At 70.0% G+C, this 11,313-nt stretch carries 7 protein-coding genes; 4 read left to right on the forward strand and 3 right to left on the reverse strand.

What is annotated here, in order from left to right; genetic code table 11:
• Positions 1-47: 47 nt before the first annotated feature.
• Both AB0K60_RS09050 and AB0K60_RS09055 read right to left on the reverse strand, forming a co-directional pair.
• Positions 48-3,638, reverse strand: a complete 3,591-nt coding sequence (locus AB0K60_RS09050) for a hypothetical protein (RefSeq protein WP_364050280.1) — start codon at positions 3,636-3,638, stop codon at positions 48-50.
• Between the two features lie 21 nt (positions 3,639-3,659).
• Positions 3,660-4,070 (reverse strand): hypothetical protein, encoded by a 411-nt coding sequence (locus tag AB0K60_RS09055; RefSeq protein ID WP_364050282.1) that lies wholly within the window; start codon positions 4,068-4,070, stop codon positions 3,660-3,662.
• Between the two features lie 388 nt (positions 4,071-4,458).
• On the opposite strand from AB0K60_RS09055, the gene secA2 reads away from it, so the two are divergent.
• Both secA2 and AB0K60_RS09065 read left to right on the forward strand, forming a co-directional pair.
• Positions 4,459-6,693: an accessory Sec system translocase SecA2 gene (gene secA2 / locus AB0K60_RS09060; protein WP_364050624.1), complete on the forward strand. Its 2,235-nt coding sequence runs from the start codon at positions 4,459-4,461 to the stop codon at positions 6,691-6,693.
• Positions 6,694-6,948: 255 nt separating this feature from the next.
• A complete protein-coding gene (locus AB0K60_RS09065) occupies positions 6,949-8,304 on the forward strand; it encodes a helix-turn-helix transcriptional regulator (RefSeq protein WP_364050285.1) in 1,356 nt (451 codons plus the stop codon).
• A 76-nt stretch (positions 8,305-8,380) separates the two neighbouring features.
• On the opposite strand, the gene AB0K60_RS09070 is transcribed toward AB0K60_RS09065, so the two are convergent.
• Positions 8,381-9,517, reverse strand: a complete 1,137-nt coding sequence (locus AB0K60_RS09070; RefSeq protein WP_364050288.1) for a Fic family protein — start codon at positions 9,515-9,517, stop codon at positions 8,381-8,383.
• Positions 9,518-9,534: 17 nt separating this feature from the next.
• On the opposite strand from AB0K60_RS09070, the gene AB0K60_RS09075 reads away from it, so the two are divergent.
• Together AB0K60_RS09075 and AB0K60_RS09080 are read left to right on the forward strand one after the other, a co-directional pair.
• Positions 9,535-9,681, forward strand: a complete 147-nt coding sequence (locus tag AB0K60_RS09075) for a non-canonical purine NTP pyrophosphatase (RefSeq protein WP_364050627.1) — start codon at positions 9,535-9,537, stop codon at positions 9,679-9,681.
• Positions 9,682-10,013: 332 nt separating this feature from the next.
• Positions 10,014-11,306: a serine hydrolase domain-containing protein gene (locus AB0K60_RS09080; RefSeq protein ID WP_364050291.1), complete on the forward strand. Its 1,293-nt coding sequence runs from the start codon at positions 10,014-10,016 to the stop codon at positions 11,304-11,306.
• Positions 11,307-11,313 lie beyond the last annotated feature (7 nt).

Here is an 11,313-nt window from a genome sequence, read left to right on the forward strand (position 1 = left end):
ACTCGGCTCATGCGACTCGCTCGGCTCGATCCGCTCGGTCCGCTCGCTCACGGTCGGCCCACCTCCGCGAAGGCGGCGCAGTATTCGGCGATCGGGTCTCGCCGCACGCCGGTCACCGGGTCCTGGTACGGCGCCATCATCTGGGCGAAGGTCGGGGCCGAACCGGTCGCCGCGGCCCCGAGCACCCCCGCGACATCCATCCCCGCGACATCCATCCCCGCGCCATCCGGCCCACCCGCTCCCCCGGCGGCGGACCGCAGGGACCTGGCGCCGCCGAACCGCTTCTCGCAACTGATCTCGACGGACTCCTCGAAGAAGCCGATCTCGATGGTGATCGTGATCTTCGCTCGTCCGACCGCGTCGCCGCCCTCGTACCCCAGCTCCAGGTAGAGCTCGATCGACGCGGAGACCAGGCCGAGCACGTCCACCTCGCCGCGGGCGCGGAAGTAGCCGAACAGGACGGCCTCTCCGGTGGCGTCCAGATGGAAATAGATCCCGGCCATCACCGACAGGCTGCCGCTCGCCACGCCGAAGTCGATGGACGCGGCGGCGCCGAACTCCAGGCCCGCGTCAAGCGCACGGACCCCGTCGGGCGACACCACGATCCCGAACCAGCCGCCACCGCCGAACAGCGAGACGGTGAGCCGGAACGGCGCGTCGCGACGGCAGAACGCGAATCCGATCTCCAGCGGCCGGGTGCCGGCGAACGGCAGGTCCAGATAGGCGCTCAGGGAGATGTTCTCCAGGCTGAACACGCCGATCGCGAGGTTCGGCAGCGGTATGCCGTACCTCGCGAGCACCCCCTGCGGGGACACGTCGAGCATCGGCGGATCGCTGAACCCGTTAAGCGGAATGATCTTACGCAGGGTCTCGACGAACGACAGCGCCCCGATGAACTCGACGTCCCGGAACGCCACCTCGACGTCGGGCTTCTCGCCGGCCCGTACGGTGAACCTGACCCGCTGGAAGTCGAGCCGCATCGCCTCCAGCACGCCCGGCAGCAGCACCAGGTCGAACTCCTCCAGCGTGCAGGTCACGTCGGCGGCCGGGCGGACGTCCGGCCGCAGCGCGCCGCGCAAATCGACGGTCACGGAGAAGCGGCCGGCCCGCGCCGGATCACCGTCGCCGTCGTGCGGCACGAAGACCGGCGGGTCGCCCTCCCGCAGGGACCAGGGCTGAATGTCGGGCACCCACTCCAGCCGGGCCGCGATGGACTCCGGCAGCCGGATGCCCGCCTTCGCCGCCTCGATCGCCTGCCGCAGCGGCAGCACCCCGGCGGGGGCGCTGTCCCAGATGGCGCTCGCCTGCCTCACATGATCGATCAGTGCGACGACCGCGTGATCGACCTCGGCGGGGAGCCCGGCGCCGAGCGCGTCCAGGGCGGCGCTGAAGTCCCTGAACGCCGTTTCCACCTGGTCGAGGGTGCCGGATCCCGCGATGAACGCCTCGATGGTCGTGACGAGCGTGAGGGCGGTGGCGCGCACCCGCTCGACCGCAGCGGCGACGGCCGGGAAACGGGCGGCGACGCCGATCAGCTGACGTTCGATCCGGCGCAGGTCGGCCAGGAAGCCGGTGGCGGCGTTGACGGTCTGCGTGACGAACCGCGGAGCCTTGAGCTCCTTGTCCAAACCGGCCGCCTTGACCAGGGCGGACAGCGGAATGACGCCGAACAGCTTCGCGCCGACCGCGTCGAAGAAGTCCGAGGGCCGGAAGACGCCGTCGGCCACCGTCCCCAGCGGATCGGCGTCCGCCGCCGCGGCCCCATCGGCGGCCCCACCGGCGGCTCCATCGACGGCCCCATTGGCTCCGGCCGGGGGCGGCTTGGCAGCGCTGACCGCTCCGGTCAGCCGGGACACGCCCGCCACCGTGAGCGTGGGCGCGGCGAGTCCGCCGGACCGGTCCCGCTGGTCGTCGAAGTCCATCACCAGCGGGGATGCCCCGGCGTCCGGGATCAGCTCCAGGAAGACCTCGCCGGGGTTGATCGGATCGCCCGGCCTGGCCGGCGTCTTGTCGAAGCCGGCCAATCGGTAACGCCGGGCGTACCGGACCGGGCGGGGCCCGAGCGCCCCGGTGAGCCGGCTCACCGCGGGCACCTGTGCCGACGCCCACCGCACCACCGGGAGGAAGCCGGGGATCCGCTGGTAGAACTGATCGTCGCGGTCCTCCGGCAGGGCGGTCCCCCAGACCAGGTGGGCGGCCTCCACCGTGGTGTCGTCGGGCGCGGAGGACGCCGCGACCGCGACCCGGGCGCCGCGCAGAGCGGCGCTCAGCTTCGCCGGGGGCGCCTCGGGGTTCACCGGCTCGGGGTCGAGGGCGTTGTACGCCCCGGCCACCGCCACCAGCTCGGCGCCCTTGTTGAAGTTCTCGGTGAGGAACAGCAGCGGGGTGCGGAATTCGGTCTCCCGCCCGGCCAGGTCGGTCGCACGTACCCTGAACAGGAACGGATCCTCGTCGCGGACGGCGGGAAAGAACGCGTACTGCCCTTCCCGCACCGGCAGGATGTGCTCGGGCGGCGAAAGCTCGGGGGTAAGGAGGGTCAGCAGTTCGATCCGGCGGAAGGGGAACAGCGCGTCGAGCCGTTCACCGGCCGCGTCGCGCCGCACGGTGCCGGGCCGGAACTCCCTGACCGGTTCGCGGCAGACGATGAAGATCCGCTGGGCGAGGTAGGCGGGATGTTCCGGCCGCTCCGGATCGAACTTCCGCTCCGTCACCTTCACCAGGTCGGCGCGCTGCCCGAAGGGGCAGAGAAAGCCCGAGTAGAGCACCCGCACGTAATGGTCGCGGCCCATGGCCGCCCGGTGCCGCCACTCGCTGATGTTCGTGATCGTCGGTCGCGGATCCCAGCGGCCGAGGGCGTCGAGCCAGCCGCCCAGGGCGGAGAGGATCAGGTGTCCGACATCGACGGGCACCGGCACGTACGGCCGATGACCCGGCTCGGTGAACAGCCCGCGATTGCTGGTCAGATGGACGAGCGCGGCCCGGTCGGCGGGCGTCAGCGACGTGGTCAGGGGGTCGGGCGGCGGGTCGATCGGTGTGTCGCCCGGGAAGTCCCGGGTCCACACGGCCCTGGCCCGGGTGCCGCGCGCCCGCGTGTGCCACAGCTCCACGCGCCCCGCGTCGCCCGCCGGATCCGCCGGTGGCGTGCGGTGCGTCCAGCGTACGTCCGGGGGCGGCGACAGCAGCAGCCGGTACGGCAGCTCGATCGCGGTCCGGGGATCGCCGGCGGGGTCGCGCAGCGGGTTCGCCGGGCCTTCGTCGCCCACCGTCCGCAGCGGCAGCCGGCCCATGGCCTCCAGCAGGCCCTCGGCGGTGTACGGGACCTCGTCGTCCGGTCCCACGACGAAGACCAGCATGCTGCGCCCGCCGATCCGGGAGACGACGGGCGGCGGCGGGTGGGGCTGCACCGGGACGGGGTCGGGCAGCCCGGTCCCCGCCGATTCGAAGAACGTCTGCTCCACCACGTGCTGCGCGGGGAACGTGACGACGATCAGCCCGTCGCGTTCCGGCGCGGTCCGGACCAGGATCCGGCCCGCCGCCGGGCGCTTGAACGACAGGCCGAGGAAGCCGAAGCGCAGGTCCGCCAGGTCCACGGTGCGAATCAGGCGGACCCCTGCCGGCTCATCCGCGGGGCCGGTCACGTCTGCACCACCCATTCCCGGTCAGCCCACCCTGGGGGAGGAGAAGGCGAACTGTTCTCGCCTGGCCAGGTCGGTGACCTGGACGGTGCCTGTAGCGCGATCGAATTGGAAGGGGTTGTTGTCCGGCACGGCGCGGGTGCCGCAGAACGCCGTCTGCCCGCTCTGTAGCCGGATGTTCGTGCACCGGGCGCTCGCCGGGAGGGGATCAAGGCCGGCGGTCAGGGTTTCGACGTCCAGCGTGAAGCCCGTACCGTTGAAGACCTCCGTCTGGGCCTGCTTCCAAGTGGCGCCGACCCCCCAGATGCAGGCCCGGGCCGACAATCCGGGGAAGACGAGGCTGGAGACCCAGCTACCACAGGTCGGGTCGGCCGCGGCCGCGGCGCTCGCACCGGCCAGGCCCGGCGCCATCGTCGCCGCGCCGGCCGCCACCACCGCGATCAGCGTCCGGCACAGAGCCCTCGCGACGCTGACACGTCGCCCTTCGCTTCGTCGCTCTAAGCGACCATTCGTTGACATCACGGATTCATGCTGTGCGGGTGGGAGGGGGTCGGGCAATGTTCGGTCCGCTCAGCGGACCGCTCGACGGTGATACGTCACCACGTAATCCCCCCGCGGCACGCCTGAGCTCGTCGAGACCGTCGAGATCGGCGAGGAGTCCTGCGGGCGTGTCGTTCCGGGCTGCCGGCGGACTCTCCACAGGCGCGGGGGTTTCGCTCGCCCGGCCCGCGTATGGGAACGTGGACCCCATATCGGGCGTTGAAGTGTCGAGCCGACGCGGCCGGGACGGGCGGCCGATCGTGAGTGCGGAGGATTCGTGGCCATCAAGCAAGTGTTCAGACGGTTGCTGGAGCGACCCGGCAGCGTGGACATCCGCCCGTTCACCAAGATCGTGGCCGAGGCGGGGCGGCGCGAGGAGCGGGTCAAGGCGCTGGAGGAGCTGCCGACGCCGCCGGTGAACGACCTGGCGGAGTTCTGCGCCGTGGTACGCGAGGCGGCCCGCCGTACCCTCGACCTGCGGCCGTACGACGTGCAGCTCGCCGGCACGCTCGCGCTGCTCAACGGGCACGTCGCCGAGATGGCCACCGGCGAGGGCAAGACCCTGGCGGGCGCGCTCGCCGCCGCGGGCTACGCGCTGCAGGGCCACCGGGTGCACGTCATCTCCGTCAACGACTACCTGGCCCGCCGCGACGCCGAGTGGATGGGCCCGTTCTACGAGGCCGTCGGCGTCTCGGTGGGCTGGATCGGCCAGACCTCCACCCGCGAGGAGCGCAAGGCCGCCTACCGGGCCGACGTCGCCTACGGCTCGGTCAGCGAGATCGGCTTCGACGTGCTGCGCGACCGGCTGGTCACCGAGCCGGGCGACCTGGTCGTGCCCGAGCCCGGCGTCGCGCTGATCGACGAGGCGGACTCGGTGCTGGTGGACGAGGCGCGCGTGCCGCTGGTGCTGGCGGGCGCGGCCGAGCCGGGCGCGAGCGTGCCGGAGGTCGCGGCCCTGGTGCGCCGGCTCGTCAAGGGCTACCACTACGAGATCGACGACGAGCACCGCAACGTCTACCTCACGCCGAAGGGCATCGACGCGGTCGAGAAGATGCTCGACGGCATCGACCTGTACGCCGAGGAGAACGCCGACAAACTCACCGAGATCAACCTGGCGCTGCACGCGCACGCCCTGCTCGTCCGCGACGTCGACTACATCGTCCGCGACGGCAAGGTGCAGCTCATCAACACCTCCCGCGGCCGGGTGGCGCTGCTGCAGCGCTGGCCGGACGGCCTGCAGGCGGCGGTCGAGGCCAAGGAGGCGCTGCCGCCGAGCGAGACCGGCCGCATCCTCGACTCGATCACCGTCCAAGGGCTGATCAACCGCTACCCGAAGGTGTGCGGCATGACCGGCACGGCCGTCGCCGTCGGCGAGCAGCTGCGCGAGTTCTACGACCTGAAGGTGGCGGTGATCCCGCCGAACGAGCCGTGCGTACGCGTCGACGAGCCCGACCGCATCTACGCCACGGTGACCGACAAGGAGCGCGCCCTCGCCGAGGAGGTCGCCGCCGTGCACGCCACCGGCCGCCCGATCCTCATCGGCACCCTGGACGTGGCCGAGTCCGAGCGCCTCGCCGAGGTGCTCGCCGCCGACGGCGTCGACTGCGTGGTGCTCAACGCCAAGAACGACGCCGCCGAGGCCTCGATCATCGCCCGGGCCGGCCAGAAGGGCGCCGTCACCGTCTCCACCCAGATGGCGGGCCGCGGCACCGACATCCGCCTCGGCGAGGGCGTCGCCGAGCTCGGCGGCCTGTACGTCATCGGCTCCGGCCGCCACACCAGCAGCCGCCTGGACGACCAGCTCCGCGGCCGGGCCGGACGGCAGGGCGACCCGGGCGGCTCGGTGTTCTACGTCAGCACCGAGGACGACCTGAGCACCAAGTTCGCCCCCGAGGAGACCCCGCCCCCGCCCGACGAGGACGGCGTCGTCCGGCACAAGCACGCCCAGTACGTCGTCGGCCACGCCCAGCGCGTCGCCGAGGGCGCCAACCTGGAGATCCACCGCAACACCTGGCGCTACACCCGCCTCCTCGAACTCCAACGCGCCCAGGTCCTGGAAAACCGCGAAAAGGTCCTGAACGGCGACGCGGGCGCCGAGGCCCTCGCCGGCGCCGCCCCCGAGCGCTACGCGGAGCTACGCGAGTCGGTGGGCGAACAGATCCTGTCGGACGTCTGCCGCCAGATCGTCCTGTACCACCTGGACGAGTGCTGGGCCGACCACCTGGCACTCCTCGCCGACCTGCGCGAGGGCATCCACCTGCGCGTACTCGGCAGGCAGAACCCGCTCGACGAGTTCCACAAGGAGGCGGTACGCGCCTACGCCAACCTGATGGACGAGGTAGCCCGCCGCTCGGTCGCCACCTTCGAAGAGGCGACGATCACCGAGAACGGCGTCGACCTGGCCGCCAACGGCCTCAAGCGCCCCACGGCCACCTGGACCTACCTCGTCCAGGAAAACCCGTTCGGCAGCGAGTGGGACCGCGTCACCAAACGCCTGGCGGGCAAACTGCGCGGCTGACCGCAAACCGACGCGGCGACCCTACGCATCCCGCGCGCCCGCCGCACTGCCGTCCTCCTGCAACGACCGCGACTCCACCATGTTGGCTCCCGCGCGCCGCTGATCGACATTCGTCATCTCGTTTTCCCGTGTCATTGCCCTGGCGTGGTGCCATAGTTGGATCAGCTCTGTGTGATGAGCAGGACACACTACGTTGCGATTGTCGTGGACGCGACGTGCTGCAACGGATCGCGAGGGGACATGGGCGGACAATCGGTGACGAGCGGTCAAACCCCTTGGGCCGCGTTCGGGGCGGTTCTGCGGATCTGGCGGGATCGCCGGGGGATCAGCCTGCGGCGGCTCGCCGAGCAGATCAGGTGGGATCACTCGGTGATCGCCAGGTGGGAGCAGGGCAGGAATCCGCCGTCGGCCGACGCGATCAAGGCGCTTGAGGGCGCCTTGGACACGGGCGGGGAGCTGACGGAGGTGGCCTTGCGCGCGCAGGCCATGGAAGTCGAACGGCTACGGGGAGAGATCCGGCGGTTGCAGGGACGTACGCTGCCCGCGACGCCCCAGAACGCAAAGGACGACGAGATGGAACGCCGCGCGGCCATGCAGGTCCTCGCCGCGCTCGGGACCACGGCGGTGGTCCCGCCGAGCGCGATTCAGACGATTCTCTCCGGCGTGAACCGCGCCATCGGCGACCGGGACGACTTCGGCCTCGACGAGTGGGAACGGACCGTCTGGGAGTACGGCTTCCGCACCAATTCCGGCCCTCTCGGCGCGCTGATCGGTGAGGTGACGGCCGACATCGTCGAGGTCAAACGCCTGCTCGACGGCAACCCGACATCATCGCTGCGCACCGGGCTGCTCCGGACCATCGCCGGGCTCAACCAGGTCCTGGCGGGAGAACTCACCCACATGCAGGCGCCGAGCGAGGCCCGCCAGGCACACGCGACGGCACGCCGCGCCGCCGACGCGTCCGGCGATCGCGACCTGCGTGTCGCGGTACGCGCAGGGCAGGCGTGGAACGCCTTCGCGTCGGGCGAGCATCCGCGGATCGTTCTCCGGCGGCTCGACGACGCCCTACGGATCGCCGGTGGCGCACCAAGCGCCGGCCTCGCCAACGCCCACGCGGGGCGCGCGTTCGTGCTCGCCTCACAGGCCGCCGCGGGGAGGAGCGACGAGGACGCCGCCGTCGCCGCGCTGCACGACCTCCGCGACGTATTCGAGCGACTGCCCGGCAGCGCGACAGAGGACGAGCTTTCCATCTGGGGCTTCGCCGAGCGCGCCCTGCGCTTCAGCGAGGCGCACACGTTCGCGCTCACCGGTCACAAGCGAGAGGCGGAGCAGGCGATAGCGCAAGCGTTCGTCCTGTACCCGCCAGAACTGGTGCACGGCCTCGCCAACCTCCGGCTCATCCAGGCGTACACCCTCATCCGCGACCACGACGTCCCGCAAGGACTCGACCACGCGATGACCAGCCTGCAAGGCCCGCCGATCACCCCCGCACGCCGCCAAATGACCGGGCAGGTCATCAACGGCCTACCCGAGAAGGCCCGTACCCTGCCCGCCGCCCAAGAGCTGCGCGCCACCCTCGCCGCCTCAAGCGCATCGCTCCGAGCCGTGTGAGAGGGCGATCCATGAGCCGATGTCCTTTTGATCGCTTGCGCTGCGCGAGGAGGGCCGGTCACAGGCTCGGATCTCGTCATTGTTCGTAGGGATTGCTCAGGGACTGAGGTGTGCGGGCTATCTCCAGTACGGCTGCCGGGAAGTTGGGGCCGGCCGTGTAGAACCGGGCACGGGTACGGCCGACCGGGGTGAGGAACTGTGCGGTGACCAGGTCGCGTAGGTCCCGCTGGGCTTGTTGCAGGCTCAATCCCTCGGCTCGTTCGTAGCGGCTGCGGCGGACGCGGCCCGAGATGGCCACATCGTGCAGGGCGGTGATGACCCGCTCGTCCATGCCCCGCCGTTTCGCGATCTCACCGAGCAGCGTCCAGACGCGGGTGGAGCGGTCGAGACGTTGCTTCACGGTCTGGGCCTGCTGGTGGTAGGCGGTCAGGTTGAAACGAATCCAGTCGGAGACGTCCTGATCGGGCCGGTAGGTGGAGCCGCGCCTGGCGAGGGCGGCGTAGTACTCCCAGGTGTTGCCCGGACGCCCGAGCCAGGCCTCGATCGAGGAGAATTCGGGAGCGAGCACTCCGTCCCTGGCGATCACCAAGGTTTGCAGGGAACGCGACATGCGGCCGTTGCCGTCCGCCCATGGGTGAATGGAGACCAGATGGAGGTGGGCCATCGCCGCCCTGACCAGCGGGTGTGAGCCGTCGTCGGCGTTGAGCCAGTCGGCCAGTTCGCGCATCAGCCCGGGAACGGCCTCCGCGTCCGGAGCCGTATAGGCCGCAATGGTGGGGTCGCGGGCGTCGGTGACGTAGACCGGCCCACGGCGCCACTGCCCCGCAGGCCTGCGCGGTGTGTGCCGGTGCCCTTGGAGCATCCAATGCAAGGCGTTCAGGAAGCCCGGCGTATAGCAGAAGTCCTCCACATCGTGGAGGGTCTGGATGTAGGTCATCATCCGCTGGCAGGCAAGGGTCTCCTCGCGGTTCTCGTCGGAGACGTCCACGTCGCGCTCACCTTCGATGAGATCTTCCACATCGATCGTGGACACCTTGAATCCTTCGATCGAGTTGGACGCGGCGACGGCATCCGCAGTGAGGAACTTGCGCAATCCGTCGGTCCACTTGGCGGGTGTGGACCTCACCTGGTGACGCAGATCCCGGCGCGCCACCTCGATCTCGTCGAGGACTCTCCGGTCCGCATCGTCAAGCGCAGGAGTTGGGAACAGCATGACGCAATCATATAGTGGTGCAATCATCCTGTCATGACGTCGGCGGCTCCGCCGGGAGTGATCTCACCTTCGCGGAGATGTCCAGCGAGCAGAAGAACGCGATCTCCCACCGTCGGATGGCTGTCGATGCACTTCGAATGGAGTTCGGGCTTGCGGGCGTCTGACCTCGCGGCCGCATGGGCGGGTCTCGCCCCGCCAAGGGGCGCCTTAATCTCTGTCGGGGTCAGCATATGGCCGCTCGTTGTTATCGGGGATTTCCGGAAATATCCCGTTATCGCAGAATTCGGCCATTATTTTGAGTGTCGGTGTGCTCGTCGAGGGGTGCCGTTGTGCCGATTCGGCTGTCTCGGTTATCGCGGTTCAGGAGGTGATTAGGGCCATTATTCACTTGACAGGGCTGTGACGTCGCAGCTAGAAGGATCTTGACGCGAAGATTTCTTGTTGTGCCGTTGTCGCTGACCTGCTGACCGGATTCGTCGGCGTTCAAGGAGGATTGATGGCCCTGTCTCCGTCGGGAGCTCTGGTGGTGATCCACCAAGTCGGCGAGCGCGTTCGCCGTGGGGGAACGGTACGTCGGCGGGCGAGGAGGGTCGCGGCGCTGGGCCTTGGGACGCTGCTGGTCATGACGAGTCTTGCGCCGGACGCGCAGGCGCAGGGGCCGCGTCTCGATCGGCGGGAGCTGCAGCGTAGCCTTGACGAGATCCCCAAGGGGGGCATCGTGGGGGCGTATTCCGCCGTCCGGGACGGATGGCAGCGTTGGCGCGGGGCTGCGGGACTGGCCGATTTGGACACGAAGCGGCCCACGCGCCCGGACATGTACCACCGGATTGGCAGCATCACCAAGACCTTCGTCGCCACCGCCGTTCTGCAGCAGGTCGAGCGGGGCAGGATTCAGTTGGACGCCCCGGTCGAGACGTACCAGCCGGGCCTTCTGCCCGACCGGCGCATCACTGTGCGGATGCTGCTCAACCACACCAGCCACCTGGGCGACTATGACGGCGTTCTCCTCACCAGCCCGGACAGCCTCGAAGAGCTGCGCGTTCGCCAGTTCACCGATGAGGAACTCGTCCGTCTCGGGCTTGAGGCCGGTCCGACCGGCGAGCCGGGACAGCTGCCGGGCAGCTACTCCAACACCAACTACATCGTGCTTGGGCTCCTGCTCGACAAGGTCACCGGAATGTCCGCCGAGCGTTACATCACCCGCCATGTGATTGAGCGGGCGGGCCTGCGTCACACGTTTTTCCCTCGGACCTCCCATCTGCCGCAGCCGCACTCGAAGGCGTACACGTCCGCCTTCGGCTCCTTCCCGCTGCGCGACTTCAGCGTGTTCAACATGTCCTGGGCGGGGACGGCGGGCGCGATGGTCTCCACGATGGAGGACCTCAACCGCTTCTTCGAGGCGCTGTTCGCAGGTCGGCTGATCAGCCAGGCCCGGCTCGCCGAGATGCGTACGACCGTGCCCATCACCCCGGGGGCCGGAGTCACCGACACGTTCGAGTACGGGCTCGGGCTCGTCGCCTACGACGTGCCGTGCGGGAGGCTGTGGGGCCACGACGGCGGGGTCATCGGGATGGTCACGCTCTCCGTCGCCACGCTGGACGGCGGCAGGCAGGCGTCCTCCGGGCTGAACACGACGTGGCATCCCGGCAGCGAGCCGGGACAGAACGCCTGGATTATTCACACCTTCGGCGCGGTCTGTGGAACCGGCGACGCGGCCGAGGCCGCCAGGTCCGGGCAGCCGTCGGCCGAGATCCCGCTGATCGACGCTTACGCCCCCTGGAGGCGCTGACCGTCGC

Origin of the sequence: Thermopolyspora sp. NPDC052614, from assembly GCF_040678635.1 — a bacterium.
Classification (GTDB): domain Bacteria; phylum Actinomycetota; class Actinomycetes; order Streptosporangiales; family Streptosporangiaceae; genus Thermopolyspora.

Coding starts and splice junctions, on each gene's coding strand:
- AB0K60_RS09070 (WP_364050288.1), bottom strand. CDS start 9,517: ATGCTGTTCCCAACTCCTGCGCTTGACGATGCGGACCGGAGAGTCCTC.
- AB0K60_RS09080 (WP_364050291.1), top strand. CDS start 10,014: ATGGCCCTGTCTCCGTCGGGAGCTCTGGTGGTGATCCACCAAGTCGGC.